25 protein-coding genes are annotated in these 26,063 nt (G+C 71.5%); 8 read left to right on the top strand and 17 right to left on the bottom strand.

The window, feature by feature from the left end:
- The 4 genes from EDD29_RS04785 to EDD29_RS04800 all read right to left on the bottom strand — a co-directional run bounded on the left by EDD29_RS04785 (nucleotide 1) and on the right by EDD29_RS04800 (nucleotide 3,100).
- Nucleotides 1-1,041, bottom strand: coding sequence for an iron-siderophore ABC transporter substrate-binding protein (locus tag EDD29_RS04785; protein ID WP_123662666.1), 1,041 nt, complete (start codon nucleotides 1,039-1,041; stop codon nucleotides 1-3).
- 138 nt (nucleotides 1,042-1,179) lie between these two features.
- Nucleotides 1,180-1,992 (bottom strand): SDR family oxidoreductase, encoded by an 813-nt coding sequence (locus tag EDD29_RS04790; protein WP_123662668.1) that lies wholly within the window; start codon nucleotides 1,990-1,992, stop codon nucleotides 1,180-1,182.
- Nucleotides 1,989-2,357: a DUF3037 domain-containing protein gene (locus EDD29_RS04795; RefSeq protein ID WP_211359554.1), complete on the bottom strand. Its 369-nt coding sequence runs from the start codon at nucleotides 2,355-2,357 to the stop codon at nucleotides 1,989-1,991. The genes EDD29_RS04790 and EDD29_RS04795 overlap by 4 nt, the downstream gene beginning before the upstream one ends.
- Nucleotides 2,354-3,100, bottom strand: coding sequence for a HipA family kinase (locus EDD29_RS04800; protein WP_123662671.1), 747 nt, complete (start codon nucleotides 3,098-3,100; stop codon nucleotides 2,354-2,356). The genes EDD29_RS04795 and EDD29_RS04800 overlap by 4 nt, the downstream gene beginning before the upstream one ends.
- Nucleotides 3,101-3,237: 137 nt before the next feature.
- On the opposite strand from EDD29_RS04800, the gene EDD29_RS04805 reads away from it, so the two are divergent.
- The gene (locus tag EDD29_RS04805) at nucleotides 3,238-4,437 is read left to right on the top strand and encodes an RNA-guided endonuclease InsQ/TnpB family protein (protein ID WP_123662674.1); all 1,200 of its coding nucleotides are present in this window, start codon (nucleotides 3,238-3,240) and stop codon (nucleotides 4,435-4,437) included.
- 14 nt (nucleotides 4,438-4,451) lie between these two features.
- Here the strand turns inward: EDD29_RS04805 and EDD29_RS04810 are convergent, their stop codons facing one another.
- From EDD29_RS04810 to EDD29_RS04830, 5 genes are all read right to left on the bottom strand, one after another.
- Nucleotides 4,452-4,904 carry a hypothetical protein gene (locus EDD29_RS04810; RefSeq protein ID WP_123662676.1) on the bottom strand — a complete coding sequence of 151 codons (453 nt, stop codon included), beginning with the start codon at nucleotides 4,902-4,904 and terminating at the stop codon, nucleotides 4,452-4,454.
- Between the two features lie 56 nt (nucleotides 4,905-4,960).
- On the bottom strand, nucleotides 4,961-5,842 hold the full coding sequence (locus EDD29_RS04815) for a TIGR03619 family F420-dependent LLM class oxidoreductase (RefSeq protein WP_123662678.1): 882 nt from the start codon (nucleotides 5,840-5,842) through the stop codon (nucleotides 4,961-4,963).
- Nucleotides 5,843-5,854: 12 nt separating this feature from the next.
- On the bottom strand, nucleotides 5,855-7,105 hold the full coding sequence (locus tag EDD29_RS04820) for an LLM class flavin-dependent oxidoreductase (RefSeq protein WP_123662680.1): 1,251 nt from the start codon (nucleotides 7,103-7,105) through the stop codon (nucleotides 5,855-5,857).
- A 194-nt stretch (nucleotides 7,106-7,299) separates the two neighbouring features.
- Nucleotides 7,300-8,358: a hypothetical protein gene (locus EDD29_RS04825; protein ID WP_148085876.1), complete on the bottom strand. Its 1,059-nt coding sequence runs from the start codon at nucleotides 8,356-8,358 to the stop codon at nucleotides 7,300-7,302.
- A 148-nt stretch (nucleotides 8,359-8,506) separates the two neighbouring features.
- On the bottom strand, nucleotides 8,507-9,328 hold the full coding sequence (locus EDD29_RS04830; protein WP_123662684.1) for an alpha/beta fold hydrolase: 822 nt from the start codon (nucleotides 9,326-9,328) through the stop codon (nucleotides 8,507-8,509).
- Between the two features lie 44 nt (nucleotides 9,329-9,372).
- Here EDD29_RS04830 and EDD29_RS04835 point away from each other — a divergent pair, with 44 nt between their 5' ends.
- Entirely contained in the window at nucleotides 9,373-10,251 is an 879-nt protein-coding gene (locus EDD29_RS04835) for a TIGR03619 family F420-dependent LLM class oxidoreductase (RefSeq protein ID WP_123662686.1), read from the top strand.
- A 10-nt stretch (nucleotides 10,252-10,261) separates the two neighbouring features.
- Here the strand turns inward: EDD29_RS04835 and EDD29_RS04840 are convergent, their stop codons facing one another.
- The 4 genes from EDD29_RS04840 to EDD29_RS04855 are packed head-to-tail and all read right to left on the bottom strand — an operon-like array spanning nucleotide 10,262 to nucleotide 15,729.
- Nucleotides 10,262-10,954, bottom strand: a complete 693-nt coding sequence (locus tag EDD29_RS04840; RefSeq protein ID WP_123662688.1) for a PaaI family thioesterase — start codon at nucleotides 10,952-10,954, stop codon at nucleotides 10,262-10,264.
- A gap of 56 nt (nucleotides 10,955-11,010) precedes the next feature.
- Nucleotides 11,011-11,754, bottom strand: coding sequence for an ABC transporter ATP-binding protein (locus EDD29_RS04845; RefSeq protein ID WP_123662689.1), 744 nt, complete (start codon nucleotides 11,752-11,754; stop codon nucleotides 11,011-11,013).
- Nucleotides 11,751-14,435 (bottom strand): ABC transporter permease subunit, encoded by a 2,685-nt coding sequence (locus EDD29_RS04850; RefSeq protein ID WP_123662691.1) that lies wholly within the window; start codon nucleotides 14,433-14,435, stop codon nucleotides 11,751-11,753. The genes EDD29_RS04845 and EDD29_RS04850 overlap by 4 nt, the downstream gene beginning before the upstream one ends.
- A gap of 55 nt (nucleotides 14,436-14,490) precedes the next feature.
- Nucleotides 14,491-15,729, bottom strand: a complete 1,239-nt coding sequence (locus EDD29_RS04855; protein WP_170201291.1) for an ABC transporter substrate-binding protein — start codon at nucleotides 15,727-15,729, stop codon at nucleotides 14,491-14,493.
- A 118-nt stretch (nucleotides 15,730-15,847) separates the two neighbouring features.
- Here EDD29_RS04855 and EDD29_RS04860 point away from each other — a divergent pair, with 118 nt between their 5' ends.
- Nucleotides 15,848-16,948: an alcohol dehydrogenase catalytic domain-containing protein gene (locus EDD29_RS04860; protein WP_123662696.1), complete on the top strand. Its 1,101-nt coding sequence runs from the start codon at nucleotides 15,848-15,850 to the stop codon at nucleotides 16,946-16,948.
- A gap of 47 nt (nucleotides 16,949-16,995) precedes the next feature.
- Here EDD29_RS04860 and EDD29_RS04865 read toward each other — a convergent pair whose 3' ends face one another.
- From EDD29_RS04865 to EDD29_RS04875, 3 genes are read right to left on the bottom strand one after another with little or no spacing between them, the layout of a single operon-like run.
- On the bottom strand, nucleotides 16,996-17,226 hold the full coding sequence (locus tag EDD29_RS04865) for a hypothetical protein (RefSeq protein WP_123662699.1): 231 nt from the start codon (nucleotides 17,224-17,226) through the stop codon (nucleotides 16,996-16,998).
- A 46-nt stretch (nucleotides 17,227-17,272) separates the two neighbouring features.
- Nucleotides 17,273-18,040, bottom strand: a complete 768-nt coding sequence (locus tag EDD29_RS04870; protein WP_123662701.1) for a transposase family protein — start codon at nucleotides 18,038-18,040, stop codon at nucleotides 17,273-17,275.
- Nucleotides 18,041-18,100: 60 nt separating this feature from the next.
- Nucleotides 18,101-18,748, bottom strand: a complete 648-nt coding sequence (locus tag EDD29_RS04875) for a hypothetical protein (RefSeq protein ID WP_123662703.1) — start codon at nucleotides 18,746-18,748, stop codon at nucleotides 18,101-18,103.
- A gap of 258 nt (nucleotides 18,749-19,006) precedes the next feature.
- Between EDD29_RS04875 and EDD29_RS04880 the strand changes: the two genes are divergently transcribed.
- On the top strand, nucleotides 19,007-19,423 hold the full coding sequence (locus EDD29_RS04880) for a CBS domain-containing protein (protein WP_123670271.1): 417 nt from the start codon (nucleotides 19,007-19,009) through the stop codon (nucleotides 19,421-19,423).
- A gap of 21 nt (nucleotides 19,424-19,444) precedes the next feature.
- Here the strand turns inward: EDD29_RS04880 and EDD29_RS04885 are convergent, their stop codons facing one another.
- Nucleotides 19,445-20,218, bottom strand: coding sequence for an SDR family oxidoreductase (locus tag EDD29_RS04885; protein ID WP_123662705.1), 774 nt, complete (start codon nucleotides 20,216-20,218; stop codon nucleotides 19,445-19,447).
- A gap of 44 nt (nucleotides 20,219-20,262) precedes the next feature.
- Between EDD29_RS04885 and EDD29_RS04890 the strand changes: the two genes are divergently transcribed.
- From EDD29_RS04890 to EDD29_RS04905, 4 genes are read left to right on the top strand one after another with little or no spacing between them, the layout of a single operon-like run.
- A complete protein-coding gene (locus EDD29_RS04890) occupies nucleotides 20,263-21,384 on the top strand; it encodes an acyl-CoA dehydrogenase family protein (protein ID WP_123662707.1) in 1,122 nt (373 codons plus the stop codon).
- Nucleotides 21,381-22,391 carry an acyl-CoA dehydrogenase family protein gene (locus EDD29_RS04895; protein ID WP_123662709.1) on the top strand — a complete coding sequence of 337 codons (1,011 nt, stop codon included), beginning with the start codon at nucleotides 21,381-21,383 and terminating at the stop codon, nucleotides 22,389-22,391. The genes EDD29_RS04890 and EDD29_RS04895 overlap by 4 nt, the downstream gene beginning before the upstream one ends.
- Nucleotides 22,388-24,466 carry a hydantoinase/oxoprolinase family protein gene (locus tag EDD29_RS04900; protein ID WP_123662711.1) on the top strand — a complete coding sequence of 693 codons (2,079 nt, stop codon included), beginning with the start codon at nucleotides 22,388-22,390 and terminating at the stop codon, nucleotides 24,464-24,466. Before EDD29_RS04895 ends, EDD29_RS04900 begins: the two co-directional genes overlap by 4 nt.
- Nucleotides 24,463-26,061, top strand: coding sequence for a hydantoinase B/oxoprolinase family protein (locus tag EDD29_RS04905; protein WP_123662713.1), 1,599 nt, complete (start codon nucleotides 24,463-24,465; stop codon nucleotides 26,059-26,061). Before EDD29_RS04900 ends, EDD29_RS04905 begins: the two co-directional genes overlap by 4 nt.
- Nucleotides 26,062-26,063: the final 2 nt, after the last annotated feature.

Raw genomic sequence — 26,063 nt, forward strand, 5'->3', positions numbered from 1 at the left:
CTACTTGGCCTTGGCCACTGCCTCGTCGATCAGCGGCAGGAACCGCTCGATCGCCCACGGCACGGTCAGCGGGTTGATCATCGAGGAGGCGGTGACGAACGGCTGCTCGGTCGGGGCCACGATCGCGCCGTCGGCGATGGCCGGGATCGCCTTGTACAGCGGCTGGGCCTCGATCTCCTTGCGGTTCTTCGCGTCGCTGTAGAACGTGAAGACGACGTCGGTGTCCTTGAGCTTGTCGGCGGCGCCCTCGAGGCCGATCAGCGCGGAGTCGGTGCCTTCGACCTCCTCGAAGGTGTCGACGATCGGGTCCGGCTTCAGGCCGAGCGCGGCGACCATCTCGGCGCGCTGCTCGGTCGGGAAGAAGACGCCGAGGGTGCCCGGGCCGGTGTTGTAGATGTAGGAGAACGTGTGGTTCGCGTAGTCCGGGCGGGTCGCCGCGGCGTCCGACAGCTGCTTCTTGATGTCGGCGATGAGGTCCGCGCCCTTGTCGGGCAGGCCGAGCGCCTTGGCGACGATGTTGATCTCGTCCTGCCACGGCGTGGTCCACGCCTGGCCCGGGTAGGCGACGACGGGGGCGATGTCGCTCAGCAGGTCGAACTGCTCCTGGGTGACGCCGGACCACGGGGCGAGGATGACGTCGGGGTCGAGCTCGACGATGGCCTCGATGTCGAGCTCCTCGCCGCCGGTGAACTCCTTGGGCAGCTCGGCGCCCTTGGCGGTGATGGCCTCGTGCACCCACGGCAGGTAGCCGGTGTCGTCGCTGCCCCACTCGTAGTCCTCGACGCCGACCGGGATGTGGCCGAGCGCGATGGCGGTCTCCGCGGCGCCCTGGCCGAGCGTCACGATGCGCTCCGGCTCCTCGGTGATGACGGCGTCGCCGAGGGAGCTGGTGATGGTGACGGGGAACGCGGCGGCGGCCGGGGTCGCCGCGGCGTCGGTCGTGTCGTTCTCGCCGGAGCCGCAGGCGCCCAGGAGGAGCGCGAGGGACGCGGTGGCCGCGGCCACGACGGCGGGGCGGCGCAGGGAACGGAGGGTGAGCATGGAGGTCCTTAAAACGGGATAAGCGACCAGCCGGAACTGCTGGTTAGGTGAGCCTAAGCTAACGTGATGTTGCGGGGCAACTCGGACTTAGGATCGCCTAACTTCGCAAGGGCCCGGAAGGACCTCCACGGGAGTGCGTCAGCGCTGGGCGAGCCACTTCGCGAGGCTCGTCGCCGGACGTCCGGTGGCCCGCTCGACCGTTCGGCTCACCACGGACATCTCGCCCGTCGCGATCGCCTGGTACGACGTCACCCAGCCCTCGACCTCCCACGCGGGAGCGCCGTAGACGTCACGCGAGGCGTACGCGTCCTCAAGGGTCTCGTCGAGGTAGACGACGCCGAGCAGCCGGGCGGCGCGCTCCATCGACAGGGCCTCCGGGCCCGTCACGTCATAGCGGCGGCCCCGGTGCACGTCGGCCTGCGGCAGGATCGCCGCGGCGACCGCGGCCACGTCGTCCTGCGCGACGAACGCGCAGCGCCCCTGCCCGGCCGGGCCCTTGATGACGCCGTCGATCGGGAAGGCCGCGAGCGCCTCCAGATACAGGCTCGGGCGCAGGAACGTGAAGTCCAGGCCGGAGGACTTGATGTACTGCTCGGTCGCGTGGTGGTCGCGCGCGAACGTGAAGGTGGCGTCGGGCGCGGCCGACAGGAACGACAGGTAGACGAGGTGGCGCACCCCCGCCTCACGCGCGGCGTCCACCGCGTTCTTGTGCTGCTCCACCCGGTTCGCGGCCTCCTTGGCCGAGACCAGGAACACCGTGGAGAGCCCGGCGAAGGCTTCGGCCAGGGCCTTGGCGTCGGCGTAGTCACAGCCCCCGGCGACCTCGGCGCCGGGCAGGTCCGGCGCGCGCGAGGCGTCCCGCACGAGCAGCCGCACGGGGTGGCCCGCGTCGGCCAGCAGCCGCGCGGCGCGCCCGCCGATGTTCCCGGTCGCGCCCGTCACACCGATCATGACCGGACCAGCCTTTCGAAGAGATGGTCGAGCGTGCCGTCCGGATCGACCGTCATGCCGGGATGGACCGGACCGGGCTGGACGATGGTGCTGCGCGGCGCGGTGAGCCAGCGGAAGCGCTTGCCGAGGGATTCGCCCGACGCGTGCTCGTCACCGGTGCAGTGCGCGCTGATGCCGTCGAGGGCGCGGCGCAGCTCCGGGAGCGGGACCGCGGGCGCGAACGACGCGAGCCGCGCCTCGTCGAAGGTGAACCTGACGCCGAGGTAGTCACTCTTCTGACAGTAGACGACCACCCCCACGTTGAGGCATTCGCCCCGGACGAGGTCGGGGATGAAGCGCAGGACCGAGTACTCGTACGGGTTCACGGCAGCCACGCTCTCGGGTCGGCGGCACGGGCGAGCAGGTGGCGGACGTAGGCCTCCCGGACGGCTTCGGCGTCGTCGAATCCGGGTTCCCCCGCGAGCCAGCGCTCGGGGATCAGCCCGACGACCTCGCGCAGCAGCTCCTCGGTGATCTTCGGCAGCAGCACGGCCTCGGCGCCCTTGACGTCGGACGCCCACGGCTTGAAGACGTGGTCGTCCACGTCGTAGGGCCGCTTGAGGAGCTTGTCGGCGGACTTCCACGCGTGATGGAAGTACAGGCTCGCGCCGTGGTCGATGAGCCAGACGTCGCCGTGCCAGACCAGCATGTTCGGGTTGCGCCAGCTCCGGTCGACATTGCCGATGAAGGCGTCGAACCACAGGACGCGGCTCGCGAACTCGGCGCCCGGGGTCCACGCGAGCGGGTCGTACCCGAGGGAGCCCGGCAGGAAGTCCACGCCGAGGTTCCAGCCGGGAGAGGCGTCCAGGAGGTCCTGGACCTCCTCGTCCGGCTCGTGCTTGGCCATCACCGGATCGAACTCCAGGATGACCAGGTCGGGCACGTCGAAGCCGAGGCGGCGGGCGAGCTCACCGGCGATGATCTCGGCGTTCAGGGCCTTGCGGCCCTGTCCCGCGCCGGTGAACTTCGCGACATAGGTGCCCAGATCGGCGGCTTCGACGAGCCCTGGTAGGGAGCCGCCCTCACGGAGCGGCAGGACGTACCGGGTGGCTTGGACTATCGGCAACACCCGCCCAGGCTACTGGTGCGGGCGCCGGGTCACCATTCACCTACAGCGTGGATGCCCCGTCCTTCAGGGCGGGGAGGAAACGCGGCGCATCGCCGTACCGGCTTACACACGTCAGCCTCCTGTGTAAGGTCTTTTTCGTGAGATCGGCGTTCAAGTGCCGGGCGTACCCGGACCCCGAACAGGAAGCGGTGCTGAACCGCACGTTCGGGTGTGTCCGCCTTGTGTGGAACCAGACTCTTGCTGAGCGGCACGCCCGTTACCACGGCGAGGGCAAGACGACCTCCTACAGGGAGACCGACGCGGCCCTCACGGTATTGAAGAAGACAGCCGAATTCGCGTTCCTGAACGAGGTGTCGTCGGTGCCTTTGCAGCAGACGCTGCGGCATCAGCACGTCGCGTTCCAGAGTTTCTTCGCGGGGCGTGCTCGCTACCCGCGTTTCAAGTCGCGGCACGGCCGTCAGTCCGCGCACTACACCCGGTCGGCGTTCCGGATGCGGGACGGTGAACTGTGGCTGGCCAAGACCGGCAGCCCGCTTCGTGTCGCGTGGTCCTGGCCCCACCTGGATCTGGCTGCGTTGAACCCGACCATGGTGGTCGTGTCCCGGGAGCCGGACGACCGCTGGTTCGTGACGTTCGCCGTCGACATGGACGACCCCGCCCCTCTGCCCGAGACCGGGCAGGCGGTCGGCGTCGACCTTGGGTTGAAGGACTTCGCAGTCACCAGCGACGGCGAGCACATCGCCCACCCCCGCCACATGGACCGGCACGAACGGCGGCTGAAGCGCTACCAGCGGATGATGGCCCGTAAGAAGAAGGGGTCGGCGAACCGGGCCAAGGCCCGCCGCAAGGTCGCCCGCCAGCACTCCCGCGTCGCCGACGCACGCCGGGACTTTCTCCACAAGGTCAGCACCGATCTGATCCGCCGCTTCGACGTGATCGCGGTCGAGGACCTGAACGTGGCGGGCATGGTCAAGAACCGGAGTCTGGCCCGCTCGATCTCCCAGACGGGCTGGGGCGAGTTCCGGGCCATGCTTGAACACAAGGCGCTCTTGGCGGGACGCCGGTTCGTGGTGATCGACCGGTGGTATCCGTCCAGCAAGACGTGCTCGGGTTGCGGGCACCTGCTGTCCCGTCTCGACTTGAGCACTCGCCACTGGCAGTGCCCTTCCTGCGGTGCCCGGCATGACCGGGACCACAACGCCGCCAAGAACATCAGAGCGGCCGGGCTGGCCGTGCTCGCCTGTGGAGCGGACGTGAGACCGGCGGGGACATCCCCGGGGCAGACCGCGACGAAGCAGGAACCCCGACCCGCGAGGGAAGGAATCCCCGCCCTTTAGGGCGGCGGAGGAAGTCAAGGCATGTAGATCTGGTAGGCCACGGTGATCCGGCCCTTGCCGTTGAACCTCAGGCCCCACTGGGGGTTCATGGCGGGGTGGTCGACGGCCTTGGCCAGGCCCTTGAGCCCGGTGCGCTTCATCTTCACGCCGCCGACGTCGGAGGTGTAGAGCACGCAGATCTGGGCGTTCTTGGCGAACAGCACGGTCTTCTTCTTGCCGGTCGGCACGTGGACGTACATGTCGACCTCCTCGATGTACTTGCGCTTGGTGTACCGGCCGGCGAACGCTCCGTACGGGTGCTTCCTGGTGACCTTGCCGACGCCGCCGGGCCGGACGTCGATGACCTTCTTGAAGGCCGGCACCTTGTCTGTGGTGCAGACGGTGCCGGCCGCGCTCGCGGGGGCGGTGACCGCGAGCGGGGCCAGGACGGCGGCGGAGGCGACGGCGACGGTAAGGAAAGTACGCATCTGCTCCCAATCTCTGTTAAGTCCGGGAGGTTCGATGCGTCATGGTTCCAGGTGGTTCACACCTTGGCGATCACTTCTTCGGCGAACCGCTCCATGGTCGCGATCTTGAGTTCGAGGCCGTCGCCGAACTTCTCCCGCTCCTGCGGCGTGGCCGTCCACCAGGGGGCGGCCAGGGTGGAGGCGACGCCTCGGTCGCGCCACTTGCGGTACAGCTCCGCCGAGGGCATCGCGCCGATCGGCGCGACCACGTCGAAGCCGTCGAGGGAGCGGCCCTGCTCGGCGAGAAAGCCCTCAAGGCGCACGAGGAGCGTCTCCAGATCGTCCTCCCGGTAGACCCGGTTGCCGATCCAGCCGTCCCCGATCCGGGCCGCCCGGCGCAGCGCGACGTCGCTCTCCCCGCCGATGTAGACCGGGACGGGCGCGCGCGGCACCGGTGCGATCCGCAGCGGGCCGAAGTCGAAGAACTCGCCGTGGTGCTCGACCTCGCCCCCGCGCCACACCTCCCGCAGCGCGGGGATCATCTCGTCGAACCTCCGGCCCCGGGTGTGGAAGTCCTGCCCGGTCTGGAGGAACTCGTCCTTGCACCAGCCGACGCCCGCCGCGAAGCGCACCCGCTCGTTCGAGAGGTACGCCGCGGTGGAGACCGCCTTGGCGACGGTGAAGAAGTCCCGCGCCACGGGGATGTAGACGTTCGGGGCGAACTTCACCCGCTCGGTGACCGCCGACATCGCGCCGATCGTCACCCACACGTCCGGCCAGTGCGTCTCCGGCGCGTAAGGCGGGGCGCCCGTCTTGGAGTACGGGTACCTCGCCTCGTAGTCGGCGTAGAAGATGTGGTCGGAGACGGTGACGGTGTCGTAGCCCAGGCGGTCGGCCGCCTGGGCCAGCGGCACGTACTCGTCGGCGTCGGCGAACGACGAACCGAGCCAGAAGCGCATCTTGTCCGGGCCTCAGTCCGAGAACTCGGGGATGATGTGCTCGGCGAACATCTCCAGGTTCCGCTTGACGGTGTCGAGCGGCAGGACGCCCTGCTGGCCCTGCATGAACAGGCCGAACCACTCGAGGTCGGGCATCCGGTCGAGCATCCGCTGGATGCCGCGCTTGACGTCGTCGGGGGTGCCCAGCAGGGCCATCTCGACGTCGTTCATGCGCTTGAAGTCGCCCTTCTCGGCGCTGATCGGCTTGAACTTGTCGTCCTCCTTCTTGCGGAGGACCTCCAGGTAGCCGAACGGGCCGAAGAAGGACGCGAAGTCCTTCTGCATGCCCTTGCCGAACGTCTCGATGGCCTGCTCCTTGGTGTCGGCCATGCCGACGATCTTCAGGATGCCGGTGTGCTCACCGAGCTTGTAGATCTTGCCGAGCTTGGCGCACTCGTCCTGGTAGAGCTTGGCCTTCGCGGCGTGCTCGTCGGGGTTCGGGGTGAACATCCAGGGCAGGATGCCCTCCTGCGCGGCGCGGATGACCGAGCGGTCGGAGACGGTGAACGGCTGCCACAGCTCCGGGTGCGGGTACTGGTACGGCTTCGGGCAGACCGAGATGCCCTGGATGACGCCCTCGTCGTCGATCTCGCCGGGGGTGCCGAACTTGCGGGTCCATTCGCCGGCGGGCCAGCCCTCGATGCCGGAGAACGGCTTCGGCACCTCGTAGTCGAGGACGTCGCTCTTGTAGCGGAGGAGGTCCTCCGACCACGCCAGCTTCATGATCTTCAGCACCTCGCCGAAGACGTCGAAGTTGCGGTTGTCGGTGGCCGAGCCGTCCGAGCGGGCGGCGACGGCGTCCCAGCGCTGGCCGAGGACCTGCATCCAGCGGTTCTGGTAGCCGCGCGCGACGCCCAGGCGCAGGCGGCCCTTGGAGAAGTGGTCGAGCAGGGCGACGTCCTCGGCCGCGCGGATCGGGTCCCAGGCGGGGAGCACGAGGCCGAGCGGCGCGAGCAGGATGCGCTCGGTGCGGGCCGCGAGGTCGGTGAGGAACATCAGCGGGTTCACCGAGAACTCGAAGCCCTCGGAGTGGAAGTGGTGCTCGGTCATCATGAGGGCGTGGAAGCCGACCTGGTCGGCGGTGACGGCGATCTCACGGACCTCGTCGAGGAGCTTCTGGTAGGACTCCACGTCCCGTCCGATCGGCCGCTTGGCCACCGCGTTCTCCTCGGCGGCCCAGCCTGAACCCGGAATCTGCGGGTTGAGGAAGATCGAGAATTTCACGGCGCATGCTCCTCGCGGTCGACGGCGTCCGAGTGGGATTCGGTGAGCGCCAGTCTGGCAAAGGCCGCCATAACAAGCAAGCGCTTGGGCGATTACTTCCCCCGATGTGACCCGCCGCACACTCGCCGCGGGCCCCGGAACGCACCGGACCCCCGCCCCGAAGCGGGGCGGGGGTCCTCAGGAGCCGGAGCGCGCTAGGGCGCCGCGGCGGCGGGGGTGACGGTGAACGTCTGGGCGTCCACGACGAGCTTGCCCTTGTAGGTCGCGCTGATGGTGAACGTCAGCGGACCGGTCAGGTTCTTGAAACCGAAGTAGAACTTCACGTTCGGCTGGCCGGCCGGGATGGTGACGGTCTGCTGCGCGCCCTGGGCGAGGCCGAAGACCACGTCGTCCTTCTTGTCCGAGGTGACGATGACGTCCGCGCCGCCCGCCGGAGCCGGGCCGGTGAGCACGACGTCGGCCTCGACCCCGTCCGCGTCCGCGGTGAAGTTCGGGTCCGCGTGCACGACGATGTCGTACAGCTCGGGGGCCTCGGCCGCGCCGGGCGTCAGGGTGAGGTTGCGGCTGAGGGTGGCGCCACCGTAGGACGCGCTGACCTTCACCGTCTGCTGGGCGGCGACCTTCTGGGTCGTCACCTGGAAGACCGCGGTCCGCTCACCGGCGAGCACCTTCACCGACGCGGGCACCTCGGCGCGGAAGTTCGAGGTCTCCAGCAGCACGCCCGCGCCGCCCTTCGGCGCTGCGGCGTTCAGCGTGACCGTGCCGGTCAGCGCGGTGCCGCCGTTGACGTTCTGCTGGCTGAGCGCGATGCCCTTCAGGAAGTGCTTCGGGGTCAGCTTGAGCTTCTTGGTGATCTTCTTGCCGTTGAGCGCGGCGGTGACGGCCACCGTGCGCTTCTTGGCGGTGGCCGTCGTCTTGACGGTGAACTTCGCCGTCTTCTGGCCGGCCTTCACCTTGACGGTGGCCGGGACCTTGACGAACTTCGTGTTCTTCGAGGTCAGCGTCACCTTCACGCCGCCCGCGGGGGCCGCGGTGGTGAGCTTGACCGTGCCGGTGGTCTTCTTGCCGCCGGCCAGCGGGTTCGCGGCGAACGTGACCGCGGCGGGCTTGGGCTTGGCCGCGCGCAGGTGCACGGCCTCGGCGACGGCGTCAAGGGAGCCGCCGCCCGCCGCGGCGACCGCCGTGCCGCCCGAGACGACGAGCGCTACGGCGACCGCACCGCCGATGAGCACTCTCTTGAGCTGACGGGACATTCCGACCGCCTCCATGATCTTCACTAGCGAACAGGGCATCTTTCCGCTTGCACGCGACCCCTGTCCAGGCGATCGGGTGAATGAAAGATAACGACCTGTCCGTCTAAGCGGCGATCCGGCGGCTTCTGTTACGGCTCGGGGGGAGCTGTCAGGTCTTGTCGGCTTTCGCCGCTCTGCGCTCGCGGCGGGTGAGCTGGGCGAGCCAGGTGCGGAGGACGTGCAGGAACTCCGCCGGGCGTTCCTCGTGCAGGCGGTGGCCGTTGCCGGGAAAGACGTGGGTCTCGGCGCCGAGGGCGTCGCGCTCCCAGGCCGCGCGCTCGGGGTCGGCCCACAGGGAGAGGACCGGCTGGGTGCGGCCCGCGAGGTAGGCCGCGGACTGGGGCCGGACGCCGAACTGGCCGTCCGCGACGAACAGCGCGGCGAAGACCTCGGCGAGGACGTGGGGGGCGGTGCCGAGCAGTTTGCGCTCGTGCCAGGCCTTGATCGACGGGGGCGACGCGGGAGTGTAGAGGGTCGAGTCCATGGCGAGCGCGGTCTCGTGGGCGTTCGTGCGCAGGCCGTCGGCGTAGCCGGACATGAAGGCCGCGATGTCCTCGCGCAGGCCGTACCCGGGGTCGACGGCGACCACGCCGCGCACCAGCTCCGGATGCTCGACCGCGAGGACGCTCACCACCTGGCCGCCGAGCGAGTGCCCGACGGCGACGACGCGCGCGACCCCTAGGCGGCCGAGCAGCGCGGCGAGGTCCTCGGCCATCTCCCTGGGCACGTTGCCCTTGTCCGGGACCGAGCTGTAGCCGTGCCCGCGCAGGTCGGGCGCGATGACGCGGAAGTCTCCGGCGAGGTCGGGCAGGTGCCACACCCAGTCGTGGGAGTCGGCGCCCATGCCGTGCACGAGCAGCAGGACGTCGGCGTCGCGCGGGCCGTCGTCGGTGTAGAAGAGGCGGACGTCGCGGACTTCGGCGAACGGCATGGGCGGACTCCTTGAGCAAGCAATTGCTTGGTAGGGTAGCGGATATGCGCCTCGGCATCACGATGTTCGCCACCGATCAGACCATGCCGCCCCACGAGCTGGCCATCGCCGTCGAAGAACGCGGCTTCTCTTCCCTGTACCTCCCCGAGCACACCCACATCCCGACGTCCCGGCTCACCCCTTCGGCGGCCACCTTGGCGACGTCCGGGGTCGGCGCCTCCGGGTTCCTCCGGGGCACCTCCGGGGACGAGACCCTGTCGGAGTCGTACGCGCGGACCCTCGACCCGTTCGTCTCCCTGGCGATGGCCGCGTCCGTCACGTCGACGCTGACGCTCGGCACGGGGGTCGCGCTCCTCGCGCAGCGGGAGCCGATCGGGACCGCCAAGGCGGTGGCCACCCTTCAACACCTGTCCGGGGGCAGGTTCGTGCTGGGCGCCGGCTACGGGTGGAACGTCGAGGAGGCCGCCGACCACGGCGTCGTCTGGCACGAGCGGCGCGCGCTCGTCGGCGAGCGGATCGCGGCGATGCGCGCGCTGTGGCGCGACGAGGTGGCCGCCTACAAGGGCGCGCACGTGGCGCTCAGCCCGAGCTGGGCCTGGCCCAAGGCCGACGTGCCCGTGCTGCTCGGCGGGGGCGGCGGCCCGAAGCTGTTCGCCGCGATCGCCGCGCACGGCGACGGCTGGCTGCCGATCGGCGGCGCCGGGATCGCCGAGGCGCTGCCAAGGCTCGCCGCGGCCTACGAGGCGGCCGGGCGCGACCCGGAGACGGCGGTCGTCATCCCGTTCGGATCGCTGCCGACCCCGGGCAAGCTCGCCCGCTTCGCCGAACTCGGCATCCGGGAGACCGTCCTGCGGGTGACGTCGGGCACGCGCGACGCGGTGCTGCGCGAACTCGACGCCCACACCGGCTTCCTGGCCTCCTGAACCCGGAGGATCAGGAGGTCCGCTGCTCCTGCGCCTCGTCCGCCTCCTCGGCCAGCAGGTGCCTGGGGGTGACGAACATCGCCGTCGCCTCCACGGTCACCCTGCCGTCCGGGGTGGTGATCTCTCCGTCGGCCCAGCACTTGCGGCCCTCGCGCCGGGTGATCCTGGCCTTGAGGGTGAGCGGAACGCGCAGCGGCGTCGGCCTGCGGTACCGCAGCTCCAGCGTGGCGGTGAAGCCGGGCACGCCCGACATCCCCGCCGTCATGCCGAGCACCTGGTCGAAGATCGCGGCGCTGATCCCGCCGTGCACGAGCCCGGGAGGGCCCTCGTAGGGCTCGTCGAGGGTGAAGACCGAGCGCACCGAGCCGTCGGGCAGCGCCTCGAACGGGATGGGCGGCGCGACCGGGTTGAGCACCCCGGTGACGGGGTTGCCGAGCTGGCGGGACATCCCGCTCGCGATCAGGCCGTCGATGGGGGTGTCGGCCATCGGCGCCGCGCCGAGCCGGGCGGCGCCGAGCCGGTCGGTCAGCGCCCGTACCTGGCCGGTGATCTCGGCGATCTCGGCGTCGGGCACGTCGGTGAGCACGACGGCGTCGATGAGCGCGCGCACCTCCTCGGCGAGGCGCGCGCGCACGGCGACCTGCTCCTCGCCGAGGAACGACCGGTCCTGGGGGCGGATGGTCGGGGGAAGGGCGGTCGTCATGGGGGTCACTCCTGCACCTGGGATTTCCTAGAACCGCATTCTAGACAGGTCCCCGCTCAGCCCAGGTACGCGGCCCGCACCGCGGGATCGTCGCGCACCTCGGCCGGCGCGCCCTCGGCGATGACCTTGCCCAGGTCGAGCACCACGATCCGCTCGCAGGTGTCCATCACGAACCCGACGTCGTGCTCGACCAGCAGCACCGTCGCCTCCACCGAGGCCAGCACCCCGGCGAAGACCTCGGCCTGCGCCGGGTCGAGGCCGGACGTCGGCTCGTCGAGCAGCAGGATCTTCGGGTCGTCCGCCAGCGCGCGGGCCAGCTCCACGAGGCGGCGCCGCCCGATCGGCAGTTCCGCCGCGTACAGCCCGGCGAGGTCGGCGATGCCGCAGCGCGCCAGCGCCTCCTCCGCCCGCGCCCGCCGCGCCCTCTCCCGGGACCGCCGCGTCGGCAGCGCCAGCAGGTCGGCGGCGAGGCCGCCGCCCCCGCCGTGCCACTCCAGCGCGGTCAGCACGTTCTCCAGGACCGTCAGCCGCCCGAACACCTGCGGCCGCTGGAACGTCCTGGCCATCCCGTCGCGGGCGCGGCGCACCGCGCCCCGCCCGGTGACGTCCGCGCCGTCCACCCTGACCTGCCCGCCATCCGGCCTGCGCAGCCCCGTGACCACGTCGAACAGGGTCGTCTTCCCCGCCCCGTTGGGCCCGATCACCCCGCAGACCTGCCCTTCGGCCACCGTGAAGGACACTTCGCTGAGCGCATGCACCCCCCCGAAGCTGACACTGATCCCTTCCAGTTCCAGGCTCATGAACTTCCCTCTTCGACCGGACTTCCGGCGGGTCGGATTCCCAGATAGGCGGCGGTCAGTTCGTCGGCGTCGACCTCGGCTCGGGGGCCGCGCCAGGTGATGCGGCCCTGGCCCATGTAGGCGACGGTGTCGGCGATCTCCAGGGCCTCGTGGGCCTTCTCCTCCACCACGAGCAGGGCGACGCCGCGCTCGCGCAGCTCGCCGAACAGATCGAAGACCTGCCGGACGACGAGCGGGGCGAGGCCGAGCGACGGCTCGTCGGCGATGAGCACCTTCGGCGGCCGGACGAGGGCGGGGGCGAGGGCGAGGATCTGCTGCTCGCCGCCGGACAGCGAGCCCGCGGGCAGGTCCCGGCGTTCGGCGAGCCGGGGGAACCTCTCGTAAGCGGTGGCCCTGTCCGACGCCGAAGGCAGCCAGAGCGTCAGGTTCTCCTCCACGGTCAGGCCGGGGAAGACGCCTCTGCCCTCGGGAGCCAGGTACATGCCTTCACGTGCGCGTTTGAACGCCGAGGCGCCGGTGACATCGGCCCCGCCGAGCAGGACCCGCCCGGACGAGGGCGTCACCGCGCCGATGGCGACGGCACAAGCCGTCGACTTGCCTGCGCCGTTCGCGCCGAGCAGGGCTACGACCTCGCCTCCGCGCACGGACAGGTCGACGCCCCGCAGCACCGTCGTGTCCCCGTACCCGGCGACGATCCCTTCGAGGACGAGCGCGCCGTCGTCCGACGGCTCGGCCGCCCCGTCGGCCGGGGTCTCCTCGGCCTGCGCCTCCTCGGCCAGGGCCGCCCGCCGCCTCCGCCGGTACCGCTGCTCGGCGAACTGCGCGAGGACGCCGTCGGGGTGCTTGGCGAGGATCACGCCGCCGAGGCCGAAGAGGATCGCCTCCACATGGGTGGAATCGGTGACGTACGACAGGATCTCGTGCGAGACCCCGACGATGAGCCCGCCGACCACGGCGCCGCCGATCCGCCGGACGCCCTGGAGCACCACCACCGCGAGCCAGAAGAACCCGAGGTTGACGCGCAGGTCGGTGGCGTAGATCTGGCCCGCGAACGTGGCGAACAGGACCCCGCCGAGGCCGCAGATGCCCGACGCGACCGCGAAGAGCGTCAGCTTGGTCCGCACCGCCGAGACACCCGAGGTCTGCGCGGCGGTCGGGGCGGAGCGCACCGCGAGGATCGCCCGCCCGGAAGGGGACCGCTCCAGGTTGCGGATCAGCAGTGCCACCACGCCGATCACCGCGAGCAGGAACACGATCCTGGTCCGCGGATCGCCCGTGTCGGTCGGGCCGAGCACGATCGCCGGGAACTTCCAGCCGATCGTCCCGTTGCTGAACACGTCGATCTGGAAGAGGACCTGGTCGGCGAGCAGGCCGAGCGCCAGCGTCGCCAGCGCGAGGACCTTCCCGCCCAGGCGCAGCGCGGGAAGCGCGACGATCAGGCCCGCCGCCACCGCCGCGAGGACGCCCAGCACGGCGGCGAGTCCGAAGGGAAGGCCATGTCCGAGGACGAGCCCGGCCGTCAGCGCGGCGAGCGCGGCGAACGACGCCTGCGCGAGGTTCACCATCCCGCCGACGCCCGTCACCACGACGAACGAGCAGAAGATGAGCGAGAACACCAGGCCGGTCGCGATGAGACCGGCCCAGTAGTCGCCCGCGAAGAACAGCACCCACACCAGACCGGCCGTTCCGCCGGCCGCCCACGGCAGCACCCGCCGCCAGCGCGGCAGGTCCGCGAGGTGGTCGGGCGGGGGCGCGTCCTCGGCGACCGTGCCCGCGACCCGCGACCGCGCGCGGTTCAGCACCACGAGGCCGACCAGCAGGAGCAGCGCCGGGACACCCGTCGCCAGGCCCGTCACCTGCTCGGTGAGCGCGCCGCCGTACCCGGCGACGAGGTTCTGCACGACGCCGAGCGCGAGGCCCGCGGCGAACGTCCAGGGGATCGAGCGCAGCCGGCCGAACACCGACGCGGTCGCCGCGGTGAACATGAGGACGGTGAACGCGCTCTGGTCGAGGCCGAGCGCGGGGACGGCGAGCACCCCGGCCAGCGCGGCGAGCCCCGACGACAGCATCCACGCCTGGGCGGAGGCGGCGTCGGCGTCGACCCCGCGCCAGGTCGCCAGCGCGCGCTGGTCGACCGTCGCGCGCATGCGCAGGCCGAGCGGGGTGTGCCGCATGACCAGCCAGAGGCCGGCCGCGGCGAGCGCGGCGAGCGCGAACACCACGAGCTGGTCGGAGTCCAGCCTGACCCCGTCGAACGGCTCGAAGGAGGTGGGCGGCTGCGGGCCGAGCCCGCGCGCCGAGGCGCCCTCGGTGACCGACGGCAGCCCGAAGACCTCCACCAGCCACAGGCCGAGCGCGGGCAGCGCGATGAGCAGGCCGATCGTCGCGACGATCGCCTGGGTCTCCCCGGCGGCGGCGAGGCCGCGGAACATCAGCCGGTGCAGCGTGTAGCCGAGCAGCGGGGCGAACACCCCGACGGTGAGGACGACGGCGGGCCAGGCGGGCCAGCCCGCGCCGGTGGTGAGCTCGAAGTACAGCAGCGCGGCGACGAAGCCGACCGCGCCGTGGGCGAAGTTGAAGACGCCGGTGGCGGCGTAGGAGAGGGTCAGGCCGGAACCGAGCAGGGCGAAGATCGCGCCGGTCACGAGTCCGCTGAGCACCAGGCCGAGGAATTCGGTCAAAACGGCTCCCGAGGGGTCGGCGCCGCCCCGCCGTGGCGGGACGGCGCCGGAGGCACTACTTCAGCGGGGTGTTGGCGGTGCACTTGAGGTGCTGCGCCACCTCGAAGGAGTCCCCGTTCAGCCGGACGAGCGCGCCGCAGCCATTGGGCTCCTTCTTGTCCTTGGGGTACTCGATCCGCCCGAAACCGGGGTTCTCGTAGGTGAAGGCATCCGCCGCGGCGAGGAACGACTCACGCGTCAGGTCCTTGCCCGCCTTGGCGGCGATGGCGAGGAACACGTCGGCGGCCCAGTAGCCCACGGCCATGTGCTGGGTGAACTCGACGGCGCCGCCGCCGGACGCCTTGGTGATGTCCGCCTTCATCTTGACGACCTCGGGCAGATCCGACTCGAACGGCTCGAACTGCGGCGAGGACAGGACGCCGTTCAGGCCCGCCTTGAGCGCGGGGTCCTTGAGCACGACGGGGTCGTAGCTCGTCGCGTCACTGATCGCGCCCTTGTATCCGGCCTTGCGCAGCGCGCCGAACAGCCCCGCGTTGAGCTTGGCGCCGGCCATGATCGACACGACCACGTCGGGCGGGCCGCCCTCGGCGTCCATGATCTTGTTGACGTAGGGCAGCCAGTCCTGCGGCGGCGCGGTCGCGGGGATGGCCGCCGACGTGCCGGCGATCCCGAATCCGGCCGCGGTGAACGACAGGCCGATGTTGCCGACGCCCGTCTTGGAGGCGGTGGAGTCGGTGCCCTGGATCCAGGCGGTCTTGCCGTCGGCGCCGCCGAGTTCGGCGGCCACCTGCGAGCCCCACCAGGTCTGGGTGGAGGAGCCGGGGGAGGGCGCGAGGCAGCCGTTGTAGCCGAACGCCGACTTGAGACCGCACCACTGCGGACCCGTCGCCCAGCCGAACCACGGCACGCCCTGCTGCTCCAGGAAGCCGCCGCCGCCGAACGACGGCGAGCTGACCGGGACGACCGCGAACACCTCGTCCTTCTGGACGAGCTTCTGCGCCGCGGTGGCGCCCTTGGCCGGGTCCATCCCGTCGTCTTCTGCCCCGACGAACTCGATCTTGCGCCCGTTCACACCGCCTTCTTCGTTGGCCCGGTCGAACCGGGCCTTGGCGCCGATCTCGGCGGCGCCGGTGGAGTATCCGGTGGCGCTGGTCTTGGCCAGGATGCCGCCGATCTTGATGGTGGTGTCGGTGACGCCCGCGGCTCCGTCGCCGGAGCCGGTGTTCTCCGTCGTCGTACAGCCGGTGAGGAGGGTCGCGGTGATGGCCGCGGCGACCGCGGCCCGAGTTTTCATGCGCATATGGGGTGGACTCCCGTGCGGAGTTCGCGCTAACTGACCTAGCGCTCGCTTGATCCGGAGGGTACGACGCCGGTCTCGTACCAAGCAAGTGCTTGGTGTTACGGTGCTCGGTATGACGACAATGCGTGCCGCCGTGCTCCGCGAGTTCGGCGCCCCCCTGGAGATCCTTTCGGTGGACGTGCAGGAGCCGAGGGCCGGCGAGGTCCTGGTGAAGATCGCCGCCTCCGGCATCTGCGGCTCCGACCTGAAGACCTTGGACGGCAAGAGCCCCGTCGTCAGGAAGCTCCCCGTCATCCCCGGGCATGAGAGCGCGGGCGTCGTCGCCGCCGTGGGACCCGGCGTGACCGGGGTGAAGGAGGGCGACCACGTCATCGTGGCGATGAACGGGCCGTGCGGACGGTGCCGCAACTGCACCCGCGGCCGGGTCCACCTGTGCTCGGGCAGGTCCCGGATGGCCGCGATCATGGGCATGATGCCCGACGGCTCCACCCGGCTGTCCCTCGACGGCGAGGCCGTGGCCCCCTACATCGGCATCGGCTCGTTCGCCGAGTACGCGGTGGTCGCCGAGCCGATGTGCGTCCGGGTCGCCAAGGACGTGCCGCTCGACCTGCTGTCGCTGACCGCCTGCGGCGTCGTCACCGGGGTCGGCGCGGTGCTCAACACCGCGAAGGTCGAGCCCGGCGCGTCGGTGCTGGTCGTGGGCGCGGGCGGGGTCGGCCTCAACGTCATCCAGGGCGCGGTGCTCGCGGGCGCGACGACCGTCATCGCGGCCGACGTGCTGCCCGGCAAGCTCGAGCTGGCCAAGGAGTTCGGCGCCACCCACACGCTGCTGTCGGAGGACCTGCCCAAGCAGGTCGGCGAGATCGTCCGGGGCGGCGTCGACTACGCGTTCGACGTCACCGGCAACCCCGCGGCCCTCACCGCGGCGTTCGCCGCCACCCAGCCCGGCGGCACCACGGTCATGGTCGGCAGCCCCTCGGCCCCGACCCTCGACATCCCCACCTCCGCGCTCTTCTCCTCCCGCCGCCTCATGGGCACCCAGGGCGGCGACGCCAACCCCGCGCGCGACCTCCCCCTCCTCGTCGACCTCTACCGCCAGGGCCGCCTCAACCTCGACTCCCTGGCCACCGAACGCGTCTCCCTCGACGCCGTCAACGACGCCATCACCCGGGTCCGCACCGGCCAGGTGGCCCGCTCCATCATCACCTTCTGACCGCCTCCGGGGGTGGCGCGGACGCCGCCCCCGGGGCTCCCCGCCCGTCAGTCGGCGAAGAGCTCGTCGACATGGGTGGCGTTGGCGGCCCGTTCCAGCCACCGGTCGAGCTGGTCGCCGTCTTCGCAGGCGAGAATGCGCTCTCGCGCGGGCTGCGTGACCAGGATGTCGCGCGCTCGGAGGACCTTGATGACGGCCTCGGCGGCCGCCTGGGCGGCTCCCTCCGCGCGGAGGGAGTCGGTCCAGGGGCTGCTGTAGCTGAAGGGCTCGTACTGCATGAGGCTCTCCAGGTAAGTGCGACCGGAATCGGTGAGTGAGCCTTTTTCATCGTGCTTCGCGGTTGGCGAGGACGGCGATGGCTTTGACGAGGTGGCCGGCTTTGGAGGGGCTGCACCGGAGTCGGTGGAGTAGTTTCCATGACTTGAGCTGGGCGTTCGCCCGTTCGCCGGGTGCGCGCAGGCGGGCGTGGGAGCGGTTGGCCTGCTTCTGGGAGGCGGGTTTGCCGCGGCCCTTGTAGGGCGTGATCACCACGCGGGTCTCGGCGCCCTGGTAGCCCTTGTCGGCAAGGACAGTGATTCCGGTCTTGTGGAGCTCGCGCAGGATGCCCCAGATCCGTGCGGCCGTCAGGTCGTGCGTCCGGCCGGGCAGCGCGCCCGAGGTCCACAGGATCTCCCCGTCAGGGCCTGCGATGACCTGGATGTTCACGCCGTGGTGGCGGTGCTTGGCCGAGTAGTACGGGCGGTCTGCGGCGACGCGGTCGGTGCGGATGAGTGTCCCGTCCATGACCAGCAGGTGCAGCCCGTCCCGCACGGCCCGGCGCAGCACCTGTGTCAGCTTCGGCGACCGGGACGACAGCAGCGCGACGACCTCCTCGACATACCGCCAAGCCGTCGAGATCGACACCTCGAAACCAGCCCCCAACTGCGCGAACGTTTCTCCCTTGCGCAGGTGGACCAGCACCAGCAGCGCCTGCCGGCCTGGATTCAGCAGCCGCCAGGCCGAACCGATCGCCCTGCGATGCCGACGGATCAGCCCCGCGACGTAGTTCAGCGTTGAACGCGACAAATCGACGGCAGCACGATAGAACAGCACCGAAGCTCCTGGTCGAGACGGGTGTTGGTTGTGGTGATCAACCCATCTACCAGGGGCTTCTTATCGTTTGAGGCCGTTCCGGGAACCCGCGGCCATGCTGTGATCAGCCCACCCGCACCCAGGATGAAAAAGGCTCAGTGAACCCGCGACGAGGCTGTAGTACCGGGCTGCCTTTTCGCGGTCGGGCAAGGAATCGATGGCGGTGCAGAGGTTGCGGAGGAGGGGACGGTTGGCGGGGTCGTCGCCATGGTCCATGGCGGTGAGTGCGGCGAGGGAAATGTTCTCTTTCGCCGCCTCCATGGTGGAAATCGATTCTGTTCCGGACGGGCCGCAGGTGAGGGGGCGGAAGACCAGGCCGGGGCGGCCGAGGTCGAAGCCCGCCGCGCACCAGTTCGCGACCGCCGGGTCGGGGGTGATGACGATGAAGGCGACCGGGCAGCGCAGGTCATGCCGCAGCCGCGCGTGGTAGAGCGGCCACGCCCACTCGCGGGAGCCGTCCTTGCGGAGCTGGACCTCCAGGCAGACGGCGAACTTCACCTTGCCGTCGGGGCGGGTGAAGACGAAGGTGCGGTCCCGGGTGAGCTCCACGGGCCGGAGGTCGTTGGCGTCCTCCGAGCCGAGCGAGATCGCGCACCCGTCGGGGATCTTCACGCCCAGTTGGGCGCAGAAATGGGTCACGAGGTCCGGGTTCTCTTTGACGAGAAGCATCCGTGCCTCATGCGCTGAGGAAACAGGCATGGGTGGGACTGTAGTGACGGGTGACGGAATTCGTGCGCCAAATCAAGCTTTTCGGAAATGGATTGTCCGGGTTTATTAATAAGGAGGTGAAAATTGATTTTGGCTGGGTGGGGTGGGGGATCTCCCGGTTTCGGGGGGTGGGATGGGGGTAGTGGGGGGCCGGTCGGGTAGGGCGGTTGGTGGACGGAGTGAATCGTCGGCTTCTGGGGGGAAGTCATGGGGAACGAGATGAATGCTCGCGATCTGATGAGTCCTGGGGCGCGGACCATCGAGGGGCACGAGACGCTGGACCGGGCGGCGCAGCTCATGCGCGAGGAGGGCGTGGGGGCGCTGCCGATCGTCGGGCCGTCCGGGCGGTACGAGGGGATCCTGACGGACCGGGACATCGTGCTGAAGTGCGTCGCCGAAGGGCATGACCCGGCCAAGGTCACGGCGGCCGATCTCGCGGGCGGGCTGTACTCGTGCCCGCCGAGCGCGACCGTCGCGGAGGCGCTGGGGATCATGGAGAAGCACCGGATCCGCAGGCTGCCCGTGATCGACGACGACTCGATCGTCGGCATGATCAGCGAGGCCGACCTCGCCGAGCACCTGCCCGACACCCAACTCGCGGAGTTCTGCCACAAGATCTACATGGGCAGGGCCTGACCGCGCCCGACGGCGGCCGGTTCAGGCGAAGTGCTGGCCGCCGTTGACGTCGAGGACCGCGCCGGTGGTGGTGGCGGAGGCGTCGGAGGCGAAGTGGAGGACGGCTCGGGCGATGTCCTCTTCGGTGGCGATGCGGCGCAGTGCCATGGCGGCGGTGTCACGGGCGTGGATCTCCTCGAAGGTGGTGCCTTCGGCGGCGGCGCGGGCGGCCATCCAGTCGTCGAGGACGGCGCTGGCGATCCAGCCGGGGGCGACGCAGTTGACGCGGACGCCGTGCGGGCCCAGTTCGTCGGCGAGACAGTGCGAGAGCAGGTGGACGGCCGCCTTCCCGGCCGCGTAGTCGCTGCGTCCGGCGTATCCGGATCGGCTGGACATCGAGGTGATGTTCACGATCGACCCGGAGCCTTGCGCGACCATGTACGGCGCGAGGTAACGGCACGCCAGGAGCGTCCCGTACGCGGCGATGTCCACGACTTCGCGCCACTTGCTGAGATATGCCGCGTCCATGTCGAGGACGTTCTTGCGGTACGTGCCCGGAAAGGCCGCGTTGACCAGCACGTCGATCCGGCCGAACCGCTCGTGCACCGTCGCCGCGAGCGCCTGGACGGCTTCGGGGTCGGTCACGTCGGTGGGCACGGCGAGGGCGCCGGTCTCGGCGGCGATCGCCTCGAGCGTCGCGGGGGTCCTGGCGGCGACGGCGACCTTCGCGCCCTCGTCGGCCATGAGCCGCGCGAGGGTCCTGCCGAGCCCCGGTCCCGCGCCGGTGATGACCGCGATCTTGCCTTCGAGCACCATGCGCGCACTGTACCAAGCGATTGCTTGTTTGGTACCGTGCGGACGTGGATCTCACCTTCACGCCCGCCCAGGAGGCGCTCCGCGCCGAGGTCAGGGAGTGGCTCGCGGCCAACGTGCCGGCCGAGCCCCTCCCGTCGATGGACACCGCAGAGGGGTTCGCGAGGCACCGGGAGTGGGAGCGCTCGCTCGCCGCGGCCCGCCTCAGCGTCCCGACCTGGCCCGCCGAGTACGGCGGGCGCGGGGCCGGACTCGTCGAATGGCTCATCTGCGAAGAGGAGTACTGGGCCTCCGGCGCCCCCGGCCGGGTCAGCCAGAACGGGATCTTCCTGCTCGCGCCGACCGTCCTGCACTGGGGCACGCCCGAGCAGAAGGCCCGGTTCCTCCCGAAGATGGCGACGGCCGAGGAGGTCTGGGCCCAGGCCTGGTCCGAGCCGGAGTCCGGCAGCGACCTCGCGTCCCTGCGCGCCACCGCCACCCCGGACGGCGACGGCTGGCGGCTGAGCGGCCAGAAGACCTGGAGCTCCCGCGCGGTGTTCGCCGACTGGGGCTTCGGCCTGTTCCGCTCCGACCCCGCCTCCGAACGCCACCATGGCCTCACCTACTACCTCTTCCCCCTCGACGCCCCGGGCATCACCGTCCGGCCGATCGCCCAGCTCGACGGGGAGACCGGCTTCGCGGAGATCTTCTTCGACGACGTGTACGTGCCCGCGTCACAGGTGCTCGGCGGCGTCGGCAAGGGGTGGTCGGTCGCGATGGCCACCACGTCGTCCGAACGCGGTCTCACCTTGCGCAGCCCGGGACGGTTCATGGCCGTCGCGGACAGGCTGCTCGCCCTCGCCGCGGAGTCGGGCGACCGGACCCTCCAGGACGCCGCGGTCGGCGCCTGGTCCGACGCCGACGCCTACCGCCTGTACACCTGGGCCGCGGTGGCGCGCCTGGAAGAGGGCATCGAACTCGGGCCCGCCTCGTCCCTGATGAAGACCTTCTGGTCCGAACTCGACCTGAAACTGCACGAACTCGCCCTGGCCCTGCGCGGCCCCGCCGCCGCCCTCGCCGACCGCTGGATGGACGGGTTCCTGTTCGCCCTCGCCGGCCCGATCTACGCCGGGACGAACGAGATCCAGCGCAACATCATCGCCGAACGAGTCCTGGGGCTGCCCCGATGAGATTCGCCTTCACCGAGGACCAGCGGATGCTGGCCGCGACGGTCGCCGAGACCCTCGCCAAGTCCTGCCCGCCCGCGCTGGTGCGCGCCGCGCGCACCGATCCGGCGGTCCGGCGCGGCGACGCCTGGGCCGCGCTCGCCGGGCTGGGCCTGCTCGGCGCGACCGTGCCCGAGGACCAGGGCGGCCTCGGCCTCACCCCCCTCGACACCGTGCTCGCCTGGGTCGAGGTCGGCCGCGCCTGCGTCCCCGGCCCCCTCGTCGAGACCGCGGTCGCCGCGCCGCTGCTGCTGCCGAAGGGCTCGCCGTGGCTCGAACGGATCGCGGCGGGCGAGGCCGCGGTGTCCGTGCGCTGCGCGGAGAACCCCTACCTGCTCGACGCCGACGTGGCCGACCTGCTCCTGCTGCCGGAGGAGGCCACCGCCTCGCCCGTCGCGCTGGACTCCGCCGACGGGACGCGGCGGCTGTTCACCGTCGCGGGCGAGACCGCCCCGGGCGGCACCGCCGCCGACCACGCGTCGGTCGCGGTCTCCGCCCAGCTCCTCGGCCTCGGCGACCACCTCCTGGACGCCGCCGTCGCCTACGCCGCGCAGCGCAGGCAGTTCGGCAAGGCCATCGGCTCCTTCCAGGCGGTCAAGCACCTGCTCGCCGACGTCGCGGTGGGCCTGCGCTTCGCCGAACCGCTGGTGCACCGCGCCGCGTACTCCCTCGCGCACCCCGGCCCGGTACCCGGCAGCCCCGGCGAAGCCGGGTCCTCCCAGCGGCCGGGAACCGGGCCCCATGGGTACAGCCCGGACATCGCTCGCGACGTGTCGGCGGCCAAGGTCGCGGTCGCCGAGGCGGCGCACCGCGCGGCCCGGGTCGCGCTCCAGGTGCACGGCGCGATCGGCTACACCGACGAACTCGACCTGCACCTGTGGCTGTCGCGGGTCTGGGCGCTCGTCCCGGCCTGGGGCGACCCCGGATTCCACCGGGCCCGGATGCGCGCGGCGCTCCTGGCCGCCCGGTGACCGGCGTCACCGTCGCCACCGACGTCGGCGGCACCTTCACCGACGTGGTGCTGGCCGGGGCCGACGGGCGCGTCCACGTCGTCAAGACGCTGACCACGCCCGACGACCCGGGCGATGGCCTGCTGCGCGGTGTAAGCGAAGTGCTCGCCCTCGCAGACGTCGCTCCGGGGGAAGTGTCCAGGTTCGTCCATGCGACGACGCTCGCCACGAACGTCATCCTGGAGCGGCGCGGCGTGCCCGTCGCGTTCGTGACGACCGAAGGCTTCCGGGCGATGCTCGCGCTCGGCCGCCAGGCCCGCGTCGAGGAGGAGCGCTTCGACCTCGGCTTCGCCCAGCCCGAGCCGCCCGTGCCGCTCACGCACACCTTCGCGGTGGCCGGCCGGATCGGCGCGGACGGGTGCGAGGCGGCCCCCCTGGACGAGGAGGGCGCGGCCCGGGTCGCCGAGGAGATCGCGGCCCTGGGAGTCGCCGCCGTCGCGGTGTGCCTCCTGCACTCCTACGCCGAGCCCGCCCACGAACGCCGCCTCGCGGAGATCCTCCGCGCCCGCCTCGGCGACCTGCCCGTGGTCCTGTCCAGCGACGTGTGGCCCGAGATGGGCGAGTACGAACGGGCCACCACCACGCTCATGTCGGCCTATGTCGGGCCCGTCATGGACTCCTACCTGCGGCGGCTCACCGGACGGTTGCGCGACCTCGGGATCACCGCGCCGGTCCAGGTGATGGAGTCGGCGGGCGGGGTCCTGCCCGTCGAGCTGGCCGCCGCCCGGGCCGTCCACACGATCGAGTCGGGCCCCGCGGCGGGCGTCATCGCCGCGGCCGACGCGGGCGCGGCGCGCGGCCTTGCCGACCTCATCTCCTTCGACATGGGCGGCACCACCGCCAAGGCCGGGCTGGTGCGCGGCGGCCGCCCCGGCATCACGCACGAGTTCCAGGTCGGCGGCAAGGGCAGCTTCGGCGGGCGCAGGCCCGGCTCCGGCGTGCCCATCAAGATCCCCGCGATCGACCTCGCCGAGGTCGGCGCCGGAGGCGGCTCGATCGCGTCGGTCTCCGGCGGGACGCTGAGGGTCGGCCCGCGGTCGGCGGGCGCCGATCCCGGCCCGGCCTGCTACGGCCGCGGCGGCGTGGAGCCGACCGTCACCGACGCCAACCTCATCCTCGGCTACCTGTCCCCGGACGAGTTCGCGTTCCCGCTGTCGAGAGAACGCGCCGAAGAGGCGATGCGCAAGGTGGCCGACCCGCTGGGGGTCGACACGGCGACCGCGGCGGCCGCCGTCCACGACATCGCCAACGCGCAGATGGGGACGGCGGTCCACGTCGTCACCGTACGGCGCGGCATCGACCCGCGCGGATACGCCCTCGTCGCCCTGGGCGGGGCCGCCCCCACCCACGCGGCCCGGCTCGCCGAGCGGTTCGGCATCACCCGGGTGCTCGTCCCGCCGAACTCCGGCGTCGGCTCGGCCGCGGGCCTGCTGCGCGCCGACCTCTCCGTGGAGCGCGCCCGCACCTTCCTGCGCCCTGCCGCCTCGCTCACCGCGGACGCCCTCGGTGAGCTCGCGTCCCTCCTCGACGCCCTGGAGACCACCGCACGCGCCGACCTCTCGGCGCTCGTGGGCGGAGAGATCACGCGGTCGGTAGGGGTCCGCTTCATTGGGCAGGCGCATGCCTTCACCGTCGATCTTCCGCCCGGCCCGCTCACCCCGGCGCTCATCGCGCACGTCACCGAGGACTTCTACAAGAAGTACGAGGAGTCCTACGGCATCCCTCTGCGCGATCCGGCGGAGCTGACCACCGCGCGCGTTCGCGTCACCGTGGCGGCGCCGCACCCTCCGCCCGCGCCGATCGTGCCGGTGCCCGCCGCCGAGACCACGCGCGCGGTCCACCTCGACGGGGTGCGGCAGGACATCCCGGCGCATCCCAGGGCGTCCTGCGTGCCGGGCGAGCCGCTGCCGGGACCGCGCATCCTCACCGACGCCCAGTGCTCGGTGCTCGTCCCGCCCGGCTGGCGGGCCATCGCGACCCCCGAGGGCGCCACCCTGCTGGAGCGCCTCCCCGCCGAGCCGAGTGAGGCCCGATGAACGACGACCTGACCGCCGAGATCCTGCGCAACGCGCTGTGCACGGCGGCCGAGGAGGCCAGCATCGTGGTGGTGCGCTCGGCCTACTCGACGTTCATCGTCGAGGGCGCCGACGCCGCGGCCGCCGTGCTCGACGTGCGCGGCAGGCTCATCGCGCACTCGACGTCGACCGCGATCATCCAGTGCGCGTCGCTGCGCAGCGCCCTGCCCTACCTGCTGCGCCGCTTCCCCGCCGCGGAGATGACGCCCGGTGACGTGTTCCTCATGAACGACGTCTACCAGGGCGGCATCCACGCCAACGACCTGCTGGTGTTCCGGCCGGTGTTCGCCGAAGGCGAGGCCGCGTACTTCACCGGGACCCTTATCCACGTCGCCGACCTGTCGGGCCTGTCCGCCGGCGGCATGGCCTCCGACGCCACCGACGTCTTCCTGGAGGGCGTCCAGCTGCCCCCGGTCCGGATCGCGACCGCGGAAGGGCTCGTCGACGACGTCGTGGCGATCCTCGCGGCCAACTCCCGCACCCCCGACAAGCTCGTCGGCGACCTGCGCGCGCTCATCGCGGGCGCCAACGTGGCGGCCCGGCGGGTGGCGGAGCTGATCGACGAGCGCTTCGCCGACGGCGTCGCGGCCTACCTCGCCGACACCGAGCTGCGGATGCGCGCCTCGCTGCGGGCCATCCCCGACGGGACCTACACCGGCGCCTACACCCTCGACGACGGGCTCACCGTCCGAGTCGCCGTCACCCTCGCCGACGGGGCCGCGACGCTCGACTTCACCGGCACCGACGGCCAGGTGCCGCTCCCGGTGAACTCGGGTTTCTCCCAGACGCTCGGCGGCGTCATGTACGCGATCCGGTGCTACGTCGACCCTGCGCTGCCGCTCAACGAGGGGTGCTTCGCCCCGCTGGACGTCGTGCTCCCCGAAGGCAGCCTCGTGCACTGCACCCGGCCGTATCCGGGCGGCGGAAGGTTCGGCACGGTGGCGGCGGCGGAGGAGGCCATCTTCGCCGCGCTCACCAGCGCGCTCCCTGGCCGCGGCGTCGCCGCCTCGGGCATCCTCCAGGGGTTCAGCATGAGCGGCGTGGACCGGCCGTGGCTGCACATGTCGTTCGACCTCGGTGGGATGGGTGCGGGAGCGGACCGCGACGGCCCCGACGCGACCGGCGCGCTGTTCGGCGGCGGCCGCAACATCATCCCGCAGGCCGAGCCGGTGGAGGCGAGGCTCCCGGTGCGGATCGAAGCCGTCGAGCTGATCCCGGACTCGGGAGGCGACGGCACCCGGCGCGGCGGCCTCGGCACCCGCACGGTGATCCGCCTTCTGGAGGACGCCCGCGTCGACACCCGCGGAGACCGCCTGCACCGGCCGCCTCCCGGAGCGGAAGGCGGGCTCCCCGGACGGGCCGGAGGCTACTTCCGGGAACTGCCCGACGGCACGCGGGAGCCCCTGGACACCAAAGCGACCCGGCAGCCTTTGCGGGCGGGGGAGTCCTTCGTCCTGGAGACGTCCGGCGGCGGTGGGTACGGCCCCCCGCCCGGCCGCGCGGAGGCCGACCGGGCCCGCGACCTCGCCGACGGACGCACCACCCGCGACTCGTAAGG

It is taken from the genome of Actinocorallia herbida (genome assembly GCF_003751225.1).
Taxonomy (GTDB): domain Bacteria; phylum Actinomycetota; class Actinomycetes; order Streptosporangiales; family Streptosporangiaceae; genus Actinocorallia; species Actinocorallia herbida.

Coding starts and splice junctions, on each gene's coding strand:
- EDD29_RS04895 (WP_123662709.1), top strand. CDS start 21,381: ATGAGATTCGCCTTCACCGAGGACCAGCGGATGCTGGCCGCGACGGTC.
- EDD29_RS04865 (WP_123662699.1), bottom strand. CDS start 17,226: ATGCAGTACGAGCCCTTCAGCTACAGCAGCCCCTGGACCGACTCCCTC.
- EDD29_RS04825 (WP_148085876.1), bottom strand. CDS start 8,358: ATGTCCCGTCAGCTCAAGAGAGTGCTCATCGGCGGTGCGGTCGCCGTA.
- EDD29_RS04885 (WP_123662705.1), bottom strand. CDS start 20,218: ATGGTGCTCGAAGGCAAGATCGCGGTCATCACCGGCGCGGGACCGGGG.
- EDD29_RS04835 (WP_123662686.1), top strand. CDS start 9,373: ATGCGCCTCGGCATCACGATGTTCGCCACCGATCAGACCATGCCGCCC.
- EDD29_RS04830 (WP_123662684.1), bottom strand. CDS start 9,328: ATGCCGTTCGCCGAAGTCCGCGACGTCCGCCTCTTCTACACCGACGAC.
- EDD29_RS04875 (WP_123662703.1), bottom strand. CDS start 18,748: ATGCTTCTCGTCAAAGAGAACCCGGACCTCGTGACCCATTTCTGCGCC.
- EDD29_RS04810 (WP_123662676.1), bottom strand. CDS start 4,904: ATGCGTACTTTCCTTACCGTCGCCGTCGCCTCCGCCGCCGTCCTGGCC.
- EDD29_RS04860 (WP_123662696.1), top strand. CDS start 15,848: ATGACGACAATGCGTGCCGCCGTGCTCCGCGAGTTCGGCGCCCCCCTG.
- EDD29_RS04815 (WP_123662678.1), bottom strand. CDS start 5,842: ATGCGCTTCTGGCTCGGTTCGTCGTTCGCCGACGCCGACGAGTACGTG.
- EDD29_RS04790 (WP_123662668.1), bottom strand. CDS start 1,992: ATGATCGGTGTGACGGGCGCGACCGGGAACATCGGCGGGCGCGCCGCG.
- EDD29_RS04845 (WP_123662689.1), bottom strand. CDS start 11,754: ATGAGCCTGGAACTGGAAGGGATCAGTGTCAGCTTCGGGGGGGTGCAT.
- EDD29_RS04785 (WP_123662666.1), bottom strand. CDS start 1,041: ATGCTCACCCTCCGTTCCCTGCGCCGCCCCGCCGTCGTGGCCGCGGCC.
- EDD29_RS04880 (WP_123670271.1), top strand. CDS start 19,007: ATGAATGCTCGCGATCTGATGAGTCCTGGGGCGCGGACCATCGAGGGG.
- EDD29_RS04840 (WP_123662688.1), bottom strand. CDS start 10,954: ATGACGACCGCCCTTCCCCCGACCATCCGCCCCCAGGACCGGTCGTTC.
- EDD29_RS04905 (WP_123662713.1), top strand. CDS start 24,463: ATGAACGACGACCTGACCGCCGAGATCCTGCGCAACGCGCTGTGCACG.
- EDD29_RS04855 (WP_170201291.1), bottom strand. CDS start 15,729: ATGAAAACTCGGGCCGCGGTCGCCGCGGCCATCACCGCGACCCTCCTC.